The sequence below is a fragment of the Anaerosacchariphilus hominis genome (assembly GCF_014290175.1).
Lineage (GTDB): Bacteria > Bacillota > Clostridia > Lachnospirales > Lachnospiraceae > Laedolimicola > Laedolimicola hominis.
Map to the genome: position 1 here is coordinate 69,636 of NZ_JACOOR010000009.1, position 20,824 is coordinate 90,459.

18 protein-coding genes, 1 tRNA gene and 1 riboswitch are annotated in these 20,824 nt (G+C 47.2%); of the genes, 2 read left to right on the forward strand and 17 right to left on the reverse strand.

Annotated features, from left to right (window positions below; genetic code table 11):
* The 9 genes from tyrS to H8S44_RS14520 all read right to left on the reverse strand — a co-directional run bounded on the left by tyrS (position 1) and on the right by H8S44_RS14520 (position 11,902).
* A complete protein-coding gene (gene tyrS / locus H8S44_RS14480; RefSeq protein ID WP_186873905.1) occupies positions 1-1,233 on the reverse strand; it encodes a tyrosine--tRNA ligase in 1,233 nt (410 codons plus the stop codon).
* A 507-nt stretch (positions 1,234-1,740) separates the two neighbouring features.
* The gene (locus H8S44_RS14485; protein WP_186873906.1) at positions 1,741-2,529 is read right to left on the reverse strand and encodes an ABC transporter ATP-binding protein; all 789 of its coding nucleotides are present in this window, start codon (positions 2,527-2,529) and stop codon (positions 1,741-1,743) included.
* 12 nt (positions 2,530-2,541) lie between these two features.
* Entirely contained in the window at positions 2,542-3,600 is a 1,059-nt protein-coding gene (locus H8S44_RS14490; protein ID WP_186873907.1) for a FecCD family ABC transporter permease, read from the reverse strand.
* Between the two features lie 74 nt (positions 3,601-3,674).
* Entirely contained in the window at positions 3,675-4,745 is a 1,071-nt protein-coding gene (locus H8S44_RS14495) for an ABC transporter substrate-binding protein (RefSeq protein ID WP_186873908.1), read from the reverse strand.
* 279 nt (positions 4,746-5,024) lie between these two features.
* Positions 5,025-5,240: riboswitch (cobalamin riboswitch) on the reverse strand.
* Between the two features lie 205 nt (positions 5,241-5,445).
* Positions 5,446-5,985: a hypothetical protein gene (locus H8S44_RS14500; RefSeq protein WP_186873909.1), complete on the reverse strand. Its 540-nt coding sequence runs from the start codon at positions 5,983-5,985 to the stop codon at positions 5,446-5,448.
* Complete coding sequence (locus H8S44_RS14505; protein WP_186873910.1) at positions 5,982-6,905, reverse strand: hypothetical protein; 924 nt, start codon at positions 6,903-6,905, stop codon at positions 5,982-5,984. Before H8S44_RS14505 ends, H8S44_RS14500 begins: the two co-directional genes overlap by 4 nt.
* A gap of 16 nt (positions 6,906-6,921) precedes the next feature.
* Complete coding sequence (locus H8S44_RS14510; protein WP_186873911.1) at positions 6,922-9,117, reverse strand: DEAD/DEAH box helicase; 2,196 nt, start codon at positions 9,115-9,117, stop codon at positions 6,922-6,924.
* 3 nt (positions 9,118-9,120) lie between these two features.
* Positions 9,121-10,959, reverse strand: a complete 1,839-nt coding sequence (locus H8S44_RS14515; protein ID WP_186873912.1) for a site-specific DNA-methyltransferase — start codon at positions 10,957-10,959, stop codon at positions 9,121-9,123.
* 19 nt (positions 10,960-10,978) lie between these two features.
* Positions 10,979-11,902, reverse strand: coding sequence for a Fic family protein (locus H8S44_RS14520; protein WP_186873913.1), 924 nt, complete (start codon positions 11,900-11,902; stop codon positions 10,979-10,981).
* Positions 11,903-12,045: 143 nt separating this feature from the next.
* On the opposite strand from H8S44_RS14520, the gene H8S44_RS14525 reads away from it, so the two are divergent.
* On the forward strand, positions 12,046-12,348 hold the full coding sequence (locus H8S44_RS14525; RefSeq protein ID WP_186873914.1) for a hypothetical protein: 303 nt from the start codon (positions 12,046-12,048) through the stop codon (positions 12,346-12,348).
* Positions 12,349-12,365: 17 nt separating this feature from the next.
* Entirely contained in the window at positions 12,366-12,533 is a 168-nt protein-coding gene (locus H8S44_RS14530; RefSeq protein ID WP_186873915.1) for a hypothetical protein, read from the forward strand.
* A gap of 103 nt (positions 12,534-12,636) precedes the next feature.
* Here H8S44_RS14530 and H8S44_RS14535 read toward each other — a convergent pair.
* The 8 genes from H8S44_RS14535 to spoIVA all read right to left on the reverse strand — a co-directional run bounded on the left by H8S44_RS14535 (position 12,637) and on the right by spoIVA (position 20,766).
* A tRNA-Glu gene (locus H8S44_RS14535) sits at positions 12,637-12,708 on the reverse strand.
* Positions 12,709-12,839: 131 nt separating this feature from the next.
* On the reverse strand, positions 12,840-14,009 hold the full coding sequence (locus H8S44_RS14540) for a CapA family protein (RefSeq protein ID WP_186873916.1): 1,170 nt from the start codon (positions 14,007-14,009) through the stop codon (positions 12,840-12,842).
* 122 nt (positions 14,010-14,131) lie between these two features.
* On the reverse strand, positions 14,132-14,482 hold the full coding sequence (locus H8S44_RS14545) for a PqqD family protein (protein ID WP_186873917.1): 351 nt from the start codon (positions 14,480-14,482) through the stop codon (positions 14,132-14,134).
* On the reverse strand, positions 14,483-16,402 hold the full coding sequence (locus H8S44_RS14550; protein ID WP_334297575.1) for an OPT family oligopeptide transporter: 1,920 nt from the start codon (positions 16,400-16,402) through the stop codon (positions 14,483-14,485). It lies immediately after the preceding gene.
* Positions 16,403-16,584: 182 nt separating this feature from the next.
* Positions 16,585-17,238 carry an HAD hydrolase-like protein gene (locus H8S44_RS14555; RefSeq protein WP_186873919.1) on the reverse strand — a complete coding sequence of 218 codons (654 nt, stop codon included), beginning with the start codon at positions 17,236-17,238 and terminating at the stop codon, positions 16,585-16,587.
* A gap of 12 nt (positions 17,239-17,250) precedes the next feature.
* Positions 17,251-17,733, reverse strand: coding sequence for a ribonuclease HI (rnhA, locus tag H8S44_RS14560; RefSeq protein ID WP_186873920.1), 483 nt, complete (start codon positions 17,731-17,733; stop codon positions 17,251-17,253).
* Positions 17,734-17,742: 9 nt separating this feature from the next.
* Positions 17,743-19,110, reverse strand: coding sequence for an NCS2 family permease (locus tag H8S44_RS14565; RefSeq protein ID WP_186873921.1), 1,368 nt, complete (start codon positions 19,108-19,110; stop codon positions 17,743-17,745).
* Between the two features lie 174 nt (positions 19,111-19,284).
* The gene (spoIVA, locus tag H8S44_RS14570; protein ID WP_186873922.1) at positions 19,285-20,766 is read right to left on the reverse strand and encodes a stage IV sporulation protein A; all 1,482 of its coding nucleotides are present in this window, start codon (positions 20,764-20,766) and stop codon (positions 19,285-19,287) included.
* Between the last annotated feature and the right edge of the window lie 58 nt (positions 20,767-20,824).

Below are 20,824 nucleotides of genomic sequence, written 5' to 3' on the forward strand. Positions count from 1 at the left end.
TTAATCAGCCTTTACCTTATGGTATGCCTTCTTGCCTTTGCGAAGCACCAGCGCTCCGTCGGCGTCCATATCGCTTGTAGTGAACTTCTGATACACGTCGGTTACCTTCACGTCGTTGACGGTGACGCCGCCCTGCTGTACCAGACGTCTTGCCTCGGAACGGGTGGGAGCCAGCTTTGTCTCCACCAGAAGAGTCAGGATATCCTTGCCCTCATCCAGGTCAGCCTTTGCGTAAGTGGTAGTCGGCATATCGTCGGTCTTGCCGCCGTTGGCGAACAGGGCTCTTGCAGCCTCCTGCGCTTTCTTAGCTTCTTCCTCACCGTGTACAATCTTGGTGATCTCGTATGCCAGAACCTCTTTCGCGTGATTGATTTCCGCGCCCTCCAGAGCTCCCAGGCGACGAACCTCGTCCATGGGCAGGAAGGTCAGAAGTCCCAGACACTCCTCTACCTTCACGTCCTCGATGTTTCTCCAGTACTGGTAGAACTCGTAGGGAGAGGTCTTCTCCGGGTCAAGCCATACAGCGCCCTTCATAGTCTTGCCCATCTTAATGCCCTCGCTGGTAGTCAGAAGCTTGAAGGTCAGGCCGTAAGCCGGTTTGTTCTCTTTTCTGCGGATCAGCTCCACGCCGCCAATGATGTTGGACCACTGGTCATTGCCGCCCAGCTCCATCTGGCAACCGTACATCTGGTTCAGCTTCAGGAAGTCATAGGACTGCATGATCATGTAGTTGAACTCGAAGAAGGTCAGTCCCTTCTCCATTCTCTGCTTGTAGCACTCTGCGGTCAGCATCCGGTTTACGGAGAAATGAGCTCCTACCTCGCGCAGGAAATCCACATAGTTCAGATCCAGCAGCCAGTCAGCGTTGTTGGCCAGAATCGCGTTGTCATTGTCGAAGTCAATGAAGCGGGACAGCTGGTTCTTGAAGCACTCTGCGTTGTGCTGGATGGTCTCTTTGGTCATAATCTTACGCATATCGGACTTACCGGAGGGGTCTCCTACCATGGTAGTTCCGCCGCCCAGAAGGGCGATGGGGCGATGTCCTGCCCGCTGCATGTGCATCATTGCCATGATGGTCAGGAAATGTCCTGCGGTCAGACTGTCTGCGGTGGCGTCAAAACCGATGTAAAAGGTTACTTTCTCTTTTCCGAGGAGCTCTCTTACCTCCTCCGGATGGGTACACTGCTCGATGAAGCCACGCTCCATGAGTACGTCATAAATGTTTTCTGCCATTGTTCTCTTCCTCCTGATTAGAAATTTACTCTGCTGTGCAACCCTGGCTTTTTTTCAAAGCCAGGGTTCACGGGCTTCGCCCTATGTTCGAGTCTCCATCCACATTTCCCATGCAAGCATGAAAAATGTACCTGTAGCCCGGAATGCACGGCTCATTGCTTACGTGCAAAAGAAACCCCCGTCCCGTAAAAGGACGAGGGCTACGCTCGTGTTACCACCTTTTTTCATAAACAGCTCGCGCTGCTTACCTCTTCAAGTGCCCGGTATCGACACTCTAGCACGTTAACGGGTGCGGGATTCCGTCGCAGCCTACTTCCTGCCCCGGAAAACGCTTCCGGAAATGGGTTCGGTGCGAAGCTCGGGGATGTATTCAAAATCAGGAGATACGCGCGCCTCTCATCGCCCGGCTGCTTTCTGTCCGCTCCCTCCGACTTCTACTTGTTCCCGTCAAAGCCTTTTGGTTTATGTGTAAATCTGGGTTCATTATAGGCAGGGAAACTGGTTTTGTCAAGCCTTTTTTCCGCTTTTTATCCAGCCTGGCAGATAATAGATCTGCTGCTTTCCCGTGGCTGTATTTTTCGTAATCTGCGCTTCGATTCGGAAGTATTCCCTGAGATTTTCCCGGGTCAGCACCTGCTCCGGTGTGCCGTAATCCACGATTTTCCCCTGATACATAAAGATGATCTTATCACAGTACAGGGCCGCCAGGTTCAGGTCATGGATAGATGAAAACACCGTCACATCCTGCCCCTTTAAGATATCCATAATCTGATACTGATAGCTCACGTCCAGATGGTTGGTGGGCTCATCCAGCACGATAAAGGCGCTCTCCTGCATCATCACCCGGGCCAGCAGTACCCGCTGCTTCTCGCCGCCGGACAGGCTCAAGTAGGAACGGTGCTCATAACCGGACAGTCCCACTTCCTTCAGACATTTTTCACAGAGCTTCTTATCCTCCGCCGAATCCCCCTGCAGGAATTTCTTCTTGGCGTACCGGCCAAACATGACCATGTCCCGCACCTCGAAGTCGAATTCCACATGATTCTCCTGAGCCATGACTGCCATTTCCCCGGCCATTTTTTTGAAGGAAAAATCCAGCACATCCTTTTCATTCAGAAAAACGGTACCCCGGCCCGGCTTGTAGGTCCGGTAGATATTTTTGAGGAGGGTGGATTTGCCGCAGCCGTTCGGTCCGACCAATCCTACGAACTCGCCGTCCTGTACCTCCAGGCAGATTTGTTCCAGAATGCTTTTTCCGCCTATCTGATAATCCAGATTTTTTACCTGTAAACTCATATTCTGCCTCCTCTACTTTTTTCCCATATTGCCCCGACGAATCAGATACAGGAAGAAGGGCGCGCCGAAAAAAGCCGCTACCACGCCGATGGGCAGTTCAGACGGAGCAATGATGGTACGTGAAATCAGATCGGTAAGCATCGTAAAGAGTCCGCCTCCCAGAATCGCCATGGGAATCAGCCGTCTGTGTCCGGATCCCACAAAGCTCCGCATGATATGGGGTACGACCAGCCCCACAAATCCGATCACGCCGCTGACCGATACGACAACGCCGGTCAGAATCGTGGAAGCCACAATGATAACCAGTTTCATTTTCCGGGTATCCACGCCCAGGGTCTCCGCCACGTCGTCGCCCAGAAGCAATACGTCCAGCTCCTTCGCGAACAGGAAAATGACCACGATTACCACAACGCCAACCACCACCACATATCTCAGCTTGCTCCAGGTGGCTCCGCTTAAGGATCCTACCATCCAATAGAGCGCCATCTTCGCCTTATCCGATCCCGTATTGATTCCATATACCATCAGATTGGTAAAGGCCGAGAACAGGGCGGAAGTCGCGATACCCGCCAGAACCAGCTGCGTCGAGGTAATCCGGCCATGGATCGACGCAATGCTGAGAGACAGACAGATGGAGACAGCCGCTCCCGCCGTAGCTCCAAAGATAACCGAATATCCGCCCATAAAGCTGAACCAGCCAAGCAGGATCGCGCAGACTGCCCCGGCAGAAGCTCCGGAGGAGATACCCAGCACATAGGGATCTGCCAGGGGATTCTTGGTCAGCGCCTGCATCAGAACGCCGCACAGCGCCAGTCCCGCGCCTACGATAAAGGCCATCAACACGCGGGGAAAACGGATATTCCAGATAATATTTTCTGTCTTGCCCTCCCAGGCAATCCGAAAGATATCCTTCCCGGAGATCTTATTTACAAGAATTTTTCCAATATCGCCTGCCGAGACGTTCACCGCACCGATGGTTACCGATATGGTCAATACCGCGGCAATCAGCAGCAATACCAGCAGCAGCGTCACAAGGAAGCGGCCTTTGCCCGATTTTACTGTTCCTTTCATAGATTCCTCCTTCAAGAACACAAATAGAATGAGCAAGAAAAACGGGGAGCTTTCACTCCCCTGTCTTTCCCCTGTTAGAATTTATCCGGATACAGCTGCTCGGCAATGGCCTTAACCGCGTTGGCGCTTCCTGCGCTTCCCTGCATATCGCTGCAGCATACGGAGTAGATTCTGCCTTCCTTTACGGCGCGCAGATCCTTGGTGAACTCATTGGTCTCCAGGAACTCCCGCTTCTCAGCCACATCGTCTCCGGTATACTCCAGAATCAGAATCACATCCGGATCACGCTCTACCACTTCCTCCCAGGAGGGCTTTGCCCAGCCTGCTTCAATATCATCGAAGATGGAGATACCGCCGGCCTTCTTGATGATATCGCCCGGCATACCCTGGCAAGCAGTAAACGGTACATCCTCTCCGGAATCATAAGCAAATACTTTTACCGGATTCTCATAGGCCTCATCGCCCAGAGCGTCCTGCACCTCCTGCAGGGTATCCTTCATAGCCTGTACCTTCTCAGCTGCCAGATCCTGCACCTTGAAGATCTCGCCCAGAGTTTCGTAGTCCTTATACAGATCCGCAAAGGTTGCGCTGTCTGTGCACACATACGGGAAATACATGGCGATACCATTCTCATCGCAGAAATCCTTATTGAAATTCTTATCGGAAAATGTGGAATCCCAGGCCATCAGGAAATCGCAGCCGGTTGCCAGCAGCTCTTCCTTGGACAGATTTGTCAGGCCTTCGCCCGGGTTCATCAGCTGGGGAACCTGATCGCGGGCCGGATACTCAGAAGCCGTACTCCAGCAGGAGCCCTTGGTATAGCCTGCCATCTGATCCTGCAGTCCCAGATCAAAGAAAAAGTCTGCCATCTGGTCACCGGAAGCTACCACAGCGGAGGGCATTTTGGTGATGGTATACTCTACGTTCTCGCCCAGTCCGGAACGCTCCAGGTTCAGGGTAATGGTAACCGGCTCATAATCGCTGTCTGCATCGACCGTCTCATCAGCTGCGTCGGTACTTTCTGCATCCTCTGTGGTCTCCTCCGCAGTGGTGGTTGTGGTATCCGCAGTCTTGGAACCACAGCCTGCCAGCATACCAGCCACAAGGCAGGTGCTTAACAATACGCTTACTACTCTCTTCTTCATGTTTCTTCTCCTTCGTTCTGTAAAATGATTCGTCCATAAATAGAATGTGCCATCGGCACGTTCTCGCGCCGAGGCGCGGTTGCTTCAGCAACCATCTGCCATTGCGCCGAGTGCGCATCTATGCAAGCTCTGCTTGCTTTTTATGGAATAAGGAATTCTAATAGAATTCCTTATTCCATAAAAAAAGCACCCTCTGATCTATCCAAATCAGAAGATGCACCCGTATTCGGCATCCGGACGCACTGCGCCCTTTATCTTTCGCAAATGTCATGGACCGTGACAGCAAAAGCAGAATAAGCAGGTCTTCTGGCTTGCGCTGGCCCTGTCTGTCTTCTTCCTTCCCACCCCGGATTCCAGTCTCTGCTGGTCTGGGCAGTGAAAGAAAACGGCCTTTCTTTCGCGCTTACAGCGGCGGCACCGCACGGGATTCCCACCCGTTTCTCTTTTCACCGATTCCACATTACGGTGGTCGGCACTTATTCCGTTAATTTTATAACATACTTCCCTTTTCCTGTCAAGTAGCTGCTTTCTATTTTTCATTTTTCATTAACAAAAAAGGTCTTCTTCAAAGAAGGTCTGGGTAAGTATGCTCAAAATCAACAACGGATAGGGAAAAGAGCTAAATCTAAACGTTTTTTCTTAAAATAAAAGGGTTGCAGTAGCGATTTTTAAATCGTTACTGCAACACATCCTTCATTAGTTATTTTTTATTTGCCCAAAAAGTAAGATACATTTGTGCTACCGATTCAAGCAATACAAATAATATATGTAAGATAATAAAGATACAAATAGATGTAATGTATTTTAAAGTTACAATCGGCAAAAGATTCTGCACGAGAGAAAGTGTAATAAGCCCTACTAAATATATAATCTCAATAATAACATTATAAGCTATGTTGGAAAGTAAAATCTGAAATAAGGATAATTGCTTTCCATTAACCGGCTTATATTGCTTTTTGTTTGACTCGGTTTCTTTTAAGTGTTGTATATTCTTGTTATCTGAAGATACTAAAATTGTAATTATCGCTACAGAAAAAGAAATTAAAATTGCTACGATATTTATTTGTGTACCTACAAATCCAGAAAAGGTCACCAAAACTTTTTCTGAATTACCGATATTGAAGCATATTGCTAATAATAATGCAGCCAAAGCAATCAACATTGGAACGAGGAATTTAGTAAAGACTTTTTTCCTTGAAATAAAATAATCTTTAAGTGGAACAAATATTATACTTTTCATTTTTTATTCCTCATTTCTTCTATAAACACCTGCGCTTTGTCAAAGAAATCAGCACTATTCACCTCATTTGTTATAACTTCAGACTGAACAGATAAATAATGTTTCATCTTCATAAGGTCTGTATCGACTTCAAATTGACCAGAAGCGTTTGTTCCCTTAACAGAAATTTTCTTTATTCTATTATTACTTTGTAAATCATCATAATATGCTTTAATAAGATTATCAGGAAACTTTTTGGCTCCTTTAGGTCGCTTGAGCCAAATTTCAACTTCATCATCTATATCATCACGATTTGCAAATTGCATAAAATCATCCTTTATATCCTCTTTGCTGACAGTTAATTTTAGAGCTGATGTTGTTCTGGCATTTTTCAATGAGGAAAGGAAATCGTCTCCTGGCATAATTTCGTGAGATAGCGTATAATGATACTTATCCTCACTATCTTCGTTATAATTTGCAAATTGTGTGTTGAGGTAGTCAATAATACAATTTATAGATATACCATAATGATTGCTCTCGTGAACCGCAAGAAAACGGTGCTGTCCTTTAGCAAGGCGAACACATAGATGCGTCTTTTCCTCATCACCATCTTGCTGACGCTTACGAGTCCCCAATTCAGTCATTGTATCTGTATCTATTTCATTTCGAACATGATTATATTTTGCGGACTTAAAAATAATATTGTAGTTTCCATTTTTTAAATCTGTATACGAGTCAAGCCACACAACCTTTTCTGAAGTTGTAATGTCCTTTTTCCTGTCGGTCAGATTCTTTGTTGTTATATATGACAGTAATTTTGAAAAGGAATCCACGATCTGCTGTATATCGTAAGTAGAAGAATCATCACTATCCTTCTGTTTTGAAATTGTAAGATAATAAAAGTAAATCGGAACTTTTTTCTTTGGTTCTTGACTACTCATTTTTATCTCGCCTCCCTTATAATACATCAGATAGCAGTTTCCAACTGTCACTTTTTATATCCTCAGAATATGTTTCTGTACAAATGCAAAGTTCGCCACTTTGCTTATCCTGCCGAACGATACCACCAAGCAGCTTATATTTTTCGGTGTAAGACTTTAGCACTCTAAACTCTTTGGCAGTATACTTATCAATATCCTCACTGTCACCCGTCTTAGTAAATCCGCCTTTTGTTTCTATTATCCAAATCTTACCATCAGTAGTTCCGATAATATAGTCAGGATAAAAAGACTTTTGCTTTCCAAAGTTATCCGTATAAACAATAGAGAAATATTCAATGCCCCTATCTCCATTCTTATAAAACCACTGAATTTTATTGCTGTTCTCACAATAGCGTTCAAAAAGTTTTTCAGGCAAGGAACGATTTTCTGCAGAAGATAGATATCCCTTGTATACGTTCTTCGAAAATTCAACTTGTGATTTTGCAGTTCCGTCATAGGTGAAAATCATTTCCAATGGAAAACCAAGTGGCTTTTCTGTTGTTTTCGGAATTGCCAATGTCAGTTGCAAAGCCTCATCTGCCATAGCATCACGAACATCCTCAACCAATAAACGTTCATTATTGATGATAAATGCATAAAGTTCCTTTGTTTCAATTTTTAGAATTTTAAAATCACATCGCAACCCATTAAGGAATAATTTACGCATAATAGTATTCGTACTATTGTAATCCAGGTTTACTTTATAGCCTATCTCTGCAACACAATGATGATATTCCTTACCGTGTTTATGTGTGTTCAATGGCTCGTGTATCGAGATATCGTTTAAGCCAGCTATATTTTCTTTTGATAAAGTATTCACAGAGCCCGACTTCGTATAGTCGATAATATCCGCAGCAAAGGAATAACCGTGTGCTTCCAATAGCGTTTTATTTTTAGCCGTATCGCCCGTGATGTGATATTTCTTTTCAAAATACTTGTATATTACTTTAAGGGATAGTTTTGCATCACGAGGATATGGAACATCGGTTTTATATTCGCTGATAAGTGTCAATGAGCGATACTCTGGCTTTAAAAACACCTTGTATGCATCGAGTGCCCCTTTTCCTAAATTCTGCTTTACACTTTCTGTGAACTTCTCATCTAAAGTATACAGATAACAGCTATCAAGCAAATCACTTTCATAATGCTTTGCTTCAGGCATACGGCGGATTCGCCCGATTGTCTGAATTTCAAAGACTTCACTCATGTTATCACGAAGCTTTACAAGAATTTGTGATCGAGGGCAATCCCAGCCTGTAGCCACAGCCTGTTTGATAATGACTGCGATAGGTTCTGTGTTTGGTTGTTCAATATCTTCAAGGTTTTGTTTCTTGTCTGAAAGCCATACGGCAAGCAAATTGTTCTCGTAAGTAATTCCTTTGCTTTCAAAATATTCTTCAACTCTGTCAAGAAGGGCATCTGACTTGTTCGGAATTTGCACAATAATAAGGGGATTAATTTCAGCATTTCGATTTAAATACTCTGAGTGCAATTCCCTCTGCTTGGTGATTGCCTTGTCAAGTAAATATGTAATTTGATCATCCACGCTGATATGCTGCTCAAAATTCTCATTAATAATAAGCAGTTTTTTGATTAATCCTTCCGAAATAACATCTTCTTCGGGAATATCGATTAAAATGGCGTTCTTATAATTTTTAGGCGTAGCAGAACAGCGGATTATTTTATCAGAGTGAAATAACTCAATAATATCATCCGCTTTGATTGTGTCGTTTTGGTGGGACTCATCAACAATAATTTTAAAGCACAAATCATTATCAAGAGCATTGCGTATGTGTTCGATAAAGTTTGTGCGCTCGCTGTCTTTTAAAGCATTGTTTCCTTTCTTAGTCAGCTTTTCCCAGTTAATAAAGCAAGCGTCGTTTTCTTCAAAACCAGCAGTCATAATATCTGAAAGCAATTTTGTTTGACTACCATGAATATACCGATCCATTTTTTCTTTACTTTGTTCCTCAAGGTTGCCTTTGCCGGGAGTAAGCCAAATAAACACCGTTTTATAATTACTTTTTAAATACTCATCCATAAAATGAGTGAGTATAATGGTCTTTCCGCTTCCCGTACAGCTTTTGAGAATAATATCTCTATTCGACTGTTCCATCGCTTCAGTTAAATCGGCGATAGCTTTTATCTGAAAATTTGCAAGGGTAATATCCATTTTTTAGCCCTCCAATTCTTTGTAATAGTAGTCAGGAATGATATTTACTGTGATTTTCCTATCTTTTATAGCTTGTGCTTGCTGGGCATCCATCAAAATATCGTTCCCTAAGTATAATTTCTGACATTTTGTATTGTTTTCAAGTTGAGAAATAAAATCGTCAAGTTCTTCTTCGGTCAGCACGATAGCAATTTCTGCATTACCCGTGAAATTCACACCGTTTTCAAGCTCGACAAGTTCACGGATATGCTTTAACAACTCGTCCGCATATTCGTAATACATACGGTCGGAAATGGGGACATAGTCAACTTTATAATATTTAAGGCTTGCGGGCATTGCTTCAAAAACTTTTCCTTTTTCTGTGGTATAACCTCGTATTACATTTGAAAGTCTTTGATATGTTTTTTCCCTGCATATATTATTTTGATTATTTGTGCAAAGTATAAATTGTCTATTTCCTTCATCTTCAATATTTTGAGATATTACAGCATGTCCTGTTGACCCTGAACCTGCGAAGAAATCAAGTACCGTTATGTCATCATCAGGATAAAGAGAGATAATTCTTTTTAACAAATCAATAGGTTTTTTGCCGTTGCCAAATTCAACATTACCTTCTTTTGTCAAATTATTGATCCTTGATGTATAGTCCCAATAAGTGCCTTGAAGATCTTTTTTATAAAGAGCCCCATCAATATTTTCACATATATCTCCTAGCCAAGCAAACAAACGACACTTATCTCCCTTGTAAAACTGTTCATAAAGACGGCCTTTGTTCTTACCCGTTTTAGGAATATATTCAATAGATACAATGTCATCAGATATTCCATATTGTTTTTTGGCATTTATAACTCTTGTTCTGATTGATGATTGAGCATCTTTAGCTTCAAAAATAAGTTGTCCGTATTTGTAATAAACTTCTTGTTCGCTGATATTTTTGTCAATCATAACTTGCCTTACGGATTTAACAGTTGCATTTTTCCGGCGAAAAAGTTTAATCTCATCTCCGTTACCATCAACTGTCGAGCCAATATATTCTTTTTCTCCACGATCAACTAAAACAGAAGTATAATGCCAATTCTTGCCTTCCGATTTATATTGCTCTACAACGGAATAGATTTCTCTGTACTCATAAGGACCATTGAATAGCGGTAGCGATGAATAGTTCTTCGCATAGACAAGTATGTATTCGCAGTTTTTCTTAAATTTTTTATCTTCTCCGCCACCAGATGCTCCTGCAATATTTTTCATATTGACACTGATAACATTCAAAAAATTTTCTTCGCCGAAAACAGAATCACACATTAAACGAAGCTGTGATAATTCAATATCACTTATCTGAATAAATATTACGCCCCTTTCAGTTAATAAAGTACGAGCAATTTCAAGTCTTTTCGACATAAAACTAATCCACTTTGAATGTCTGAATCCATCTTCCGAATCAACATAGCAATCGTCGTATATAAAATCCTTGTTTCCAGTATTGTATGGCGGATCTATATAAATAAGATCCATACTATTTTTATGTGTTTTTTGCAACAGTTTTAAAGAAGCAAGATTATCACCCTCGATAAGAAAATTCATTTGTCCGCCGTTGTCGATGAACAGCTCTTTCTCTTCGGTAAGTACCGGGGTATGGGTATCCAGCACCTCGTCAATTTCCTCACGGTGTTCCTCGAATACAAGTCCATATTTCTTGCCGTTTACATCTTTCTCCAAATCAGAAAGATAAGAAAGCAGGTTACCAGTATTCTCATCCTGTGGAGCTGAAGCAATAAAGGTTCGGATTTCTTTTATTTTATTCAGCAAGTCCTCACGCTTTTGTTTTGATATATTTGTACTCATTTTGTTTCTCCTAATGCTTTTACTCTTTCACAATTTCTAAATATCGGTCAAGGCGTTCGTTTACATACTCTGTAACAAGTAACACCATATCGTCTGCTTTGCCGTCACAATAAAATGCATCAAAAGCATCATAATAGCGTTTACGGTCAGTAAACTTCACATTGATTGCGGGATAGCCGTTACGGATAAGCTCAAGATTTAAAATCAATCGACCTGTTCTGCCGTTACCGTCTATAAAAGGGTGTATTCCTTCAAATTCGAGATGAAAACGGGCAATGCGTTCAATCGGATGCATTGTCTTTTTACGCTCTTCATTTTCGGCAAGTAACTCCGTCAATTTCGGCTCAATGAGAAATGGTTGTACCGGTTCGGTATATGCACCTGCAATTGTGACAGGAATACGGCGGTAAACTCCTTTATCTTCAGGTCTGTTCATTAGTACTAATGAATGAATCGCCTTGATTTCCGTATCTCTCAATCTTGCCTTATTTTGTGCAATATCTTCAATATAAAGGAATGCGTCACGGTGCCCGACAGCTTCAAGATGATCTTTCAAGGGTTTACGGTCTATCGTCATTCCTTCAAGCACCATAGCGGTCTCTTTCAAAGTAAGCGTGTTGCCTTCAATAGCGTTTGAATTATAAGTGAAGTCAACCATAAACTCATCACGCAAACGCTGTGTTTCGCCTGCAGTAAGCGGACGCATATCGTCAAGTTTAACTTTTTTAATATCAATTTCAGTTAGTATATCTGCAAATCTGCCGCGTTTTCTTTTGTTAGGCAATTTTCGTTTATCCAACGGTTTTTCTGTTTCTGCAGGTATCATATATAATTTTCCTTTGCGGATAACTCCGTCAATTTCACCTTTGGCACAAAGCAAACGAACACGACGGGTAGAGATACCCCATTTTTCCGCCGCCTGTGTAACTGTTAAATATTCCATCTTTCATACCTCCTGATTTGAGGGCTACTTATATAAATTTAGCATATCACATTATCGGAATAATTACAATGAATTTTAGAAAAATTCGACATGTATTTGCCGATAGCGGAGTGTTCGGCAGTTAGTATAACAAAATAGTCACGATGACAGACAATATTCTTTATCTTGACGAGCAGGGCTCCCCCTGCGACGATTACAGAGATATTCACGAAGCGATTGACGAAACGACGAAAATGCTTCTCTCCATGACAAAGGAGGAGCGTATCGAATGGTTTCGTGAAAGCAGGTATCCGTATCCCATCAACTTTGATATGGAAATCGGCAATACGGTCTACTCCGTATCCAGCCATTTCAAAAGCTCTACGAGGATAACGCAACTGGCAAAATCAGCGACGAGCAATTTGCCACAATGTCGGTGTCCCTTGAAAATGAGCAGAGCGAGTTAAAAGATCGTATCCCCATTTTGGAAGATGAGCTTGAAAATGCAAAAATTAAAACCGAAGGCTTACAAAGGTTCATTGACAAAGTAAAACAGGTTACTCGTCCCAACACCCTCACAGCCGAAGAAATGGAAGAATACTTCCAAGAGCACATCAGCAAAAAGCCTTTCTTAAAGGCAAAAACGGCATAGCCACAAGGCTACACCGTATTCACACAACAATATTTCATTGAGATACAAAAGCCTTTGGGGCACCTTCCTTACGGAGGGTACCCCAAATCCAGAAACTTTTCAGCAGTCGATAGGGGAATCGAACCCCTGTTTTCGCCGTGAGAGGGCGACGTCTTAACCGCTTGACCAATCGACCATCTTATAAACTTTTGTGCCGCTCGCTTGCGACTTGTTTAGTATATAATAAGGCCGGAAAAAATGCAAGCACTTTTTTCAATATTTTAAATTTCTTTTAATTGTTCATATATTTTCAACTTTTCAGATAATTTATGGTATCACCGTTCCATCGCCCTGAATGTTCACTCCAAAGGACAAATTCCGGAGGTTTTCATAAAAGGCCGACCGCTCTGACTCCGGCATCAGCCCCATCTGATTGGAGACGCTGACGCAGGGAAACACCCGCACGCCCACGCCCTCCTCCGACAGGGTCAGCTCCGCCATCATGGTCTCATAGGTGCGGTTGGCGAAAATGAAATTTCCCAGGCTGTAAAAAATGGGTTTTCCGTTATAGTACTCGATGCCCTGGAGCACATGGGGATGGGCCCCAATGACCGCATCCGCCCCGACGTCGATGTACTGGCGTGCCAGGGACTTCTGATAGTCCTCGGGCTCCGTATTCCGCTCGATGCCCCAGTGGACATAGACTACCACATAGTCGCACTGCTCCCTGGCAGCCCGGATCTCACTCAGAAGCCGGGTGGCGTCATAGGTGGTGAAGAGTCCGGAATTTCCCGAGGAAGCGTTCCAGGAATGCTCCGGGATCACCCGGGTGGCTCCCAGAAAGCCAATGGTTTTTCCGCCCGCTTCTATGGTCTTCAGAGCGCTGGCCTCATCCAGATTCTGTCCGGCTCCCACATGGAGAATCCTGTTCTGATCCAGCACTTCCAGAGTCTCCGTCAGGGGGCCCCGTCCGAAGTCCAGCATATGATTATTGGCCAGGGTTACGATGTCCACGCCCAGCTCCGGCAGAACGGAAACAAAGCCCGGATCCACCCGGAAGGTATATTCCTTGTCCTCCATGGCCTCACCGGTGGTGCCAAAGGGGAATTCCTCGTTCAGCATAAAGATATCTGCGTTCCGGGTCGTCTGCAAAAGTTCGTCGGAGGCCGCCGCCCCGATGCCCTGCTGTCGGTACTTGGTCTGCAGCACATCCGTCAGAAAGAGATCTCCCGCAAACAGTAGGGAAATCTCCGAATCCTGTGTCTGTTCCTCTTCCGCTGCCTCTTCCCCATCCTCCGTAGTCTCTTCCAAAGCCCCAGGCCCCTCCGCCGGAAGCTCCTCTGCCGGCTCTGCCACCGCCACCTGCGGAGGCTCCGCCGTACCTTCCACCCACTGTACGCTGTTCCACACGAAAAAGCGGTCGAGAAAAACCAGCATTCCTGCCAGTACCACTGCGATTCCGATGATTGTAAACAGCCTGCGGAAAAATCTTCCCATGGTCTCCTTCTCCTTTGCTGCCGTTCTTTTTCTGTTATCTTACCCTGTTTTCATAAAAAAGGCAACAGCCCTCCGGGAGGAAGGGCTGCTGCCGATTCTTAAGATTTTATGATTTCTTCGTTTTATTTCTCCAGCGGCGTACTGTATCCGATGTAATGATTCTGATACAGAATCTGGAAAAACTTCGTAAGTCTGGGAAGAAGCGGTTCCGCCTCCTCGCCGTAGCGCTCCTTTACCAGGAAGCTGATGTCGTAGATGGTCCGCTGGCCATCCATCTTCTGCCATACAAAGCTGCCGTATTCGTCCAGACTGATGTAGCTCACCTTGGGCCGTTTGAAAAACTTCTGTGCCAGCCAGTTATAGAAGCCCTTGTTCTGCACTTCTATCTCCACCTGCTTCTTTTCGTTCAGCTTCCAGTTGTAACCCGGCGCGCAAACCGGCACATAATCCAGATAATTCTTCTTTTTCTTCATTTATTTCTTCTTTCTGCCAATGGTAACCTTGAACAGGGTCGCAGTCAGCAGCGCAAAGAATACCAGACCGCCGATGTTGCTGTTGATCGGAGTACCGGATACAATGGTACCCAGGAACTCACCCAGGGAGCCGTCTGCCATGGGGATGATAGCAAATACTGCCAGCAGAATACCAATCAGACCCTCACCTGCGATCAGACCAGAGCAGTACAGCACGCCGTTATCGATCATGTCCTTCTTTGCCTTCTCGTCCATGTTCTTACGCTTCTCAAGGAAGAGACGAACCAGACCACCGATCATCATCGGGGTGCTCAGGTGAATCGGCAGATACAGACCTACGGCAAAGGGAAGTACCGGGATGCCAAGAACCTCAACCACGATACCGATGAACGCGCCTGCGAATACCAGGTTCCAGGGCAGGTTGCCGCCCATAACGCCTTCAACGATCATCTTCATCAGAGTTGCCTGGGGAGCCGGAAGCTCAGTGGAACCGTAGCCCCATGCCGCGTTCAGCAGGTACAGAATACCGCCGATGGCAATGGCAGACGCGATAACACCAATCAGCTCACCAATCTGCTGACGCCAGGGTGTCGCTCCTACGATGTATCCGGTCTTCAGGTCCTGAGAAGTATCGCCTGCAATGGCTGCTGTGATACAGATTACAGAGCCAATCGCAATGGCTGCTGTCATACCAGCCTGTCCAACCTGGCCGGTAGCCTTCAGAATCATAGCTGTTATAAGCAGGGTAGCAATGGTCATACCGGATACCGGGTTGTTGCTGCTTCCGATCAGACCTACCATACGGGAGGATACGGTTGCAAAGAAGAAACCGAAGATGACGATCAGGAACGCGCTGAACAGATTTACCGGTACGATCGGTACCAGCCAGATAATCAGAGCAAGCGCTACAATACCGATAACGATGAACTTCATGGAAAGATCCTTATCCGTACGCAGGTCGCTGCCGGTGCTGCCCTTGCCATAGCCCTTTATAGCGTCGCGGAAGGTGCTGATGATCAGCGGCAGGGACTTGATCAGGCTGATCACACCGCCTGCTGCTACGGCGCCTGCGCCGATATACTTGATATAGTTGCTCCAGATAGCAAAGGAACCGTCCACTGCGTACAGCTCAGCAACGCTTACCTCTGCCGGGAACAGGGTTACATTCTGACCGAACAGAACGATCAGCGGCATCAGCACGAACCAGCCCAGCACACCGCCTGCGAACAGATAGGAAGAAATCTTGGTTCCGCAGATATAGCCGACGCCAAGCAGAGCCGGAAGCACGTCGATGCCGACGCCGGATCCCTTGTAAGCCGGAATCTCATAATGCACCTCGCTGGGGAACAGCTTCAGGCCGTCTGTAACGAACTTGTAAACTGCAGCCAGGCCCAGGCCCTTAAATACGATACCGGCTTTTTCTCCGCCTTCCTCGCCTGCCAGAAGTACCTCGGCGCAGGCCTGTCCTTCCGGATAGGGAAGGGTACCGTGCTCCTGCACGATCAGAGCCTTACGAAGGGGAACCATGAACAGTACGCCCAGGCAGCCGCCGATCGCAGCGATGATCGCAATCTCAGGCAGAGACGGCGCGCTTGTACCCCACTCGCTGGCCCACAGGAACAGGGCCGGCATGGTGAAGATAGCGCCTGCAGCTACGGACTCACCGGCGGAACCGATGGTCTGTACCATATTGTTTTCCAGAACGGAATCCTTCTTCAGGATGACGCGGATGACACCCATGGAAATAACCGCTGCCGGAATGGATGCGGAAACTGTCATACCTACTCTCAGTCCCAGGTAAGCGTTTGCGCCGCCGAACAGAACAGCCAACAGAATACCGAGGATGACAGAGGTCGCCGTAAACTCCGGAAGAGACTTCTCAGCCGGAATATAAGGCTTAAAATTGTTATCACTCATAATTACTCTCCTTTTCTTCTCTTCCCGGCCCGTTTCTCCCGCCGGAACCTGGAAGGCAGTGATTTTGCTATTTTAGCACAATGATGCAGCCTTTCGCAATCCTTTCTTATCACTTTCTTAAGATTTCCACCATTTTCCGTAAGATATTCACCCTTTTTTCTTTTACCGCCCCTACATTTTACTTTTTATTCTTCCAATAACATCTCTTCCAGCTCCGCCACGCTTCCGGCGATGCGCTCCGCGCCGGCTTTCCGGAGTTCTTCCAGGCTTCCGTAACCGTACAGGGCGCCGATGCTGTGGATGCCGCTCTCGGCAGCGGCAGTCATGTCGTTTTCCCGATCGCCCACCATGACAGTGCCGGACAGTTCCGAAATCTGCTGCTGTTCCAGCATCTGACGGATGAGATCTGCCTTGGGAATGGAAAGGCCGTCCACCTTCTGACCCACGATATCATCGAAACGGCGGGTCAGGTCAAAGTGGTCAAGAATGTCCCGGGCGAAGTTCTCGCCCTTGGCAGTCACCACATAGACCCGGTGGCCCTTTTCCCGCAGCCGGTCCAGCATTCCCGGGATACCCGGATAGACCTGGTTTTCGTATTTACCCTGGCGGTCGTAGTACTCCCGGTAGTAGGCACAGCCCCGCTCGCTCTGCTCCTCTGTCAGCGTATAGTACTTTCCGAAGGATTCCATCAGGGGCGGCCCGATGAAGGGACGCAGCTTATTCAAATCCGGCTCCGGCACGCCCAGCTTCTCCAGGGCGTACTGTACTGCCTTTGTGATGCCCTCTTCGGAAGCTGTCAGGGTTCCGTCCAGGTCAAAGAATATATTCTGATAACGCATCGTTTCTTCCTCCTATACCCCGGCCATCAGGCCCTCGTCCTCGATGAGATCGCCGCCGTCGGCCGCCGTGGTGGCCAGATGATCGCAGCGTTCGTTCTGGGGATGGCCGTCGTGGCCCTTTACCCAGATAAACTGCACCTGATGGGGCTCCTTCGCCTTCAGCAGGCGCTTCCAGAGATCCACATTTTTCACCGGGCCGGAGCTGCCCTTCCAGTTCTTTTTCAGCCAGCTGTCCACCCAGTGCTTATTAAAAGCGTCCGTCACATATTTGGAATCGGAATACAGCTCCACCTGGCAGGGGCGGGTCAGGGCCTCCAGGCCCGTGATCACCGCCATCAGTTCCATGCGGTTATTGGTGGTTTTTTTGTAGCCCTGGCTGTATTCCCGCTCATGGAGCTGCCCCTTACTGTCCGTATAGTGCAGCACCACGCCGTAGCCTCCGGGGCCGTCCGGATTCCCCCGGGCCGCTCCGTCCGTATAGATTTTTACCAGCATACCTTCTCCTTAAATCAGGAAATATTTCGCCAGGAACAGCACTGCCAGGATATACATAACGATGCTGATCTTCTTTTCCTTTGCCTTACCGGTTACCACATTCAGCACCACATAGGAAATGACTCCCATGGAGATACCCTCGGAAATGCTGTAGAAGAACGGCATAGCTGCCATACAGATAAAGGCCGGGATACCCTCGCCGAAGTCGGTAAAATCGATCAGGCCCACCTGATTTACCATGTAGAAGCCTACCACAATCAGGGCCGGAGCCGTCGCAAAGGACGGAATCGCCAGAAAGATCGGAGACAGTAAAAGTGCCAACGCAAAGAGAACCGCGGTGGTCATGGCTGTCAGACCGGTTCTTCCACCCTCGGATACGCCGGATGCGCTCTCCACAAAGGTGGTGGTGGTAGAGGTTCCAAGAAGGGCTCCCACAGTCGTACCTACGGCGTCTGCCATCAGCGCGCCCTTGATATTCGGCAGCTTTCCGTCCTTATCCAGCATGTCCGCCTTGGAAGCTACTCCGATCAGGGTTCCCAGGGTATCGAACATATCCACAAACAGGAACGCGAATACGATAACGATAAACTGGCTGATCGGAATCGCCTTAAAGTCCAGCTTGCAGAAAATGGGTGCCAGGCTCGGAATGGAGATTCCGGCAGAAAAATCCGGGAGCAGGTTATAGAAGCCCAGCTCCGGGTTCGGCACATAGATACCTGCGAACTGGCAGATGATCCCCAGAATCCAGGTGGCCAGGATACCCCAGAGAATATTGCCCTTTACATTTTTGATAACCAGAATTGAAGTGATAAACACGCCTACGATGGCCAGAAATACAGTGATTCCCACATCGTTCATGGTGCCGCCCTCTACGGCATCCAGGGAAAAGAACTCCACCAGGGTAGCTCCACCCACCACGATCTTGGCATTCTGCAGACCGATGAAGGCGATAAAGAAGCCGATACCTACGGATACTGCCTTCTTCAGGTTCGCCGGAATAGAATTAAAAATGGCCTCACGGATATTGAACAGGGACAGCAGGATGAAAATAACGCCCTCCACGAATACAGCCGCCAGAGCCGCCTGCCAGAGATATCCCATGCCGATAACTACAGTGTACGCGAAGTACGCGTTCAGCCCCATACCCGGAGCCAGCGCGAACGGATAGTTGGCGAACAGCGCCATACATACGGTACCCACAACAGAAGCCAGGACTGTGGCTGTGAAAATCGCGCCCTGATCCATTCCCGTTGCACCAAGGACACTGGGATTTACTGCCAGGATATACGCCATGGTCATAAACGTGGTGATACCTGCCAGAATCTCTGTCTTCACTGTGGTATGATTTTCTTTCAGTTTAAACAACTTCTCTAACATTATTTCCCTCCTATAAGTTGTAGTGTAAACAGAACATGTATCCTAGTGTAGCATAGATACGGACGGAGGTAAACTGTTTTCTCTCTTTTCCCCGGCTTTGCGCCTTTGCGAGCGGCTAAAAAAGACCGGAATCTCCACTTTTCAGATTCCGGTCCTCCACATATTCCCACCTTTTCAGATAATAATACACACCAGCCCGCCGGTGCTTTCGTTGACGATCTTCTGCATGGTGTCCTGAAGCTTCTGCTGGCTTTCGTCGCCGATCTGGTAGATTTTGCTGCGGATGCCGTCCTCCACCAGTTCTTCCACGGATTTGCCGAAAATGTTCGTACTCCAGATCCCCTTTTCGCTTCCGCCGCTGTCCTTCAGATAGGTAATCAGATCCCGGGCCTGGGCCTCGCTTCCCAGGATGGGCGCGATCTCCGTCTCGATATTGGCACGGATCAGATGGATGCTGGGGGCTGTGGAGCGGATCTTTACCCCGAATTTATTGCCCTGATGGATCAGCTCCGGTTCCTCCAGGGTGATCTCCTCCTGATCCGGCAGCATCACCCCGTAGCCCTTCTGACGCACCGCCAACAGGGCTGTTTCTGCCTTGTCATATTCCTGTTTCTTTCGTGACAGCTCCCGAATCAGGCCAATCAGCTCATACTCCCCGGCGATCTCGCTGCCGGTCAATTCGCTTAACAGCTCATAATAATACTTTTCATCCAGCTCCAGCCGCACCTTCCCCACGCCGCAGTCCATCTGCACCGCTTCCAGCTTCATGCTGCGGATGAAAGAGCCTGAGGGCGTAAATTTTTCCTGCTGCAGATCCCGGATGGTATGCAGCTCCCCGGAAAGCCTCCGCAGCTGCTCCAGAATATCCTGCCGGATCCGGTGTTCCGCCGGAAGCATCTCCACCCACCGGGGCGCGTAAAATTCCAGCCGCACCAGCGGAAACTCATAGAGCATCTGGGTGAGAATCCGGGTCACATCCTCCTTTTTCAACTGCTCGCAGTTTACCGCCAGCACAGCCACCCCGTATTTTTCCTCCATGCGGGCTGCCTCTGAAGCCGCCGCTTCGCTGTAGGGCTTCTCGGAATTCAGCAGAATCAGGAAGGGTTTCCCCAGCTTTTTTAATTCCGCCACGGTCCGTTCCTCCGGCTCTATGTAGTTCTCCCGGGGAATCTCGCCGAAGGAACCGTCGCAGGTCACCACGATGCCGATGGTGGCGTGATCGGTGATCACTTTCTGGGTGCCCAGTTCCGCTGCCTGGGAAAAGGGAATCTCATGATCAAACCAGGGCGTCCTGACCATCCGCTCCACTCCGTCCTCGATGTGTCCCTCGCTTCCTGGCACCATGAAACCCACGCAGTCGATCATGCGGATCTTCACCTCCACGTCCCCGGAAATCCGCACAGAAGCAGCCTCCTTGGGAATGAACTTGGGCTCCGTGGTCATAATGGTTTTCCCGGCCGCCGACTGGGGCAGTTCGTCCCGGGCCCGGGTCCGGGCATGCTCATCCTCGATCCCCGGCAATACACACAGATCCATGAACCGTTTGATAAAGGTGGATTTTCCCGTGCGGACCGGCCCCACTACCCCCAGATAAATCTCCCCTCCCGTGCGGGTCTGGATGTCTTTATACAGATTATATTCCGGATTTTTGTCCATAAAAATACCCCTTCCACATATACTGCTAAAATATATGTCAGGGGTATTTTCTATATTA

Excerpts from the sequence above, each read along its gene's own strand:
- tyrS (WP_186873905.1), bottom strand. The coding sequence starts at position 1,233 with ATGGCAGAAAACATTTATGACGTACTCATGGAGCGTGGCTTCATCGAG.
- H8S44_RS14485 (WP_186873906.1), bottom strand. The coding sequence starts at position 2,529 with ATGAGTTTACAGGTAAAAAATCTGGATTATCAGATAGGCGGAAAAAGC.
- H8S44_RS14490 (WP_186873907.1), bottom strand. The coding sequence starts at position 3,600 with ATGAAAGGAACAGTAAAATCGGGCAAAGGCCGCTTCCTTGTGACGCTG.
- H8S44_RS14495 (WP_186873908.1), bottom strand. The coding sequence starts at position 4,745 with ATGAAGAAGAGAGTAGTAAGCGTATTGTTAAGCACCTGCCTTGTGGCT.
- H8S44_RS14500 (WP_186873909.1), bottom strand. The coding sequence starts at position 5,985 with ATGAAAAGTATAATATTTGTTCCACTTAAAGATTATTTTATTTCAAGG.
- H8S44_RS14505 (WP_186873910.1), bottom strand. The coding sequence starts at position 6,905 with ATGAGTAGTCAAGAACCAAAGAAAAAAGTTCCGATTTACTTTTATTAT.
- H8S44_RS14510 (WP_186873911.1), bottom strand. The coding sequence starts at position 9,117 with ATGGATATTACCCTTGCAAATTTTCAGATAAAAGCTATCGCCGATTTA.
- H8S44_RS14515 (WP_186873912.1), bottom strand. The coding sequence starts at position 10,959 with ATGAGTACAAATATATCAAAACAAAAGCGTGAGGACTTGCTGAATAAA.
- H8S44_RS14520 (WP_186873913.1), bottom strand. The coding sequence starts at position 11,902 with ATGGAATATTTAACAGTTACACAGGCGGCGGAAAAATGGGGTATCTCT.
- H8S44_RS14525 (WP_186873914.1), top strand. The coding sequence starts at position 12,046 with ATGACAGACAATATTCTTTATCTTGACGAGCAGGGCTCCCCCTGCGAC.
- H8S44_RS14540 (WP_186873916.1), bottom strand. The coding sequence starts at position 14,009 with ATGGGAAGATTTTTCCGCAGGCTGTTTACAATCATCGGAATCGCAGTG.
- H8S44_RS14545 (WP_186873917.1), bottom strand. The coding sequence starts at position 14,482 with ATGAAGAAAAAGAAGAATTATCTGGATTATGTGCCGGTTTGCGCGCCG.
- H8S44_RS14555 (WP_186873919.1), bottom strand. The coding sequence starts at position 17,238 with ATGCGTTATCAGAATATATTCTTTGACCTGGACGGAACCCTGACAGCT.
- rnhA (WP_186873920.1), bottom strand. The coding sequence starts at position 17,733 with ATGCTGGTAAAAATCTATACGGACGGAGCGGCCCGGGGGAATCCGGAC.
- H8S44_RS14565 (WP_186873921.1), bottom strand. The coding sequence starts at position 19,110 with ATGTTAGAGAAGTTGTTTAAACTGAAAGAAAATCATACCACAGTGAAG.
- spoIVA (WP_186873922.1), bottom strand. The coding sequence starts at position 20,766 with ATGGACAAAAATCCGGAATATAATCTGTATAAAGACATCCAGACCCGC.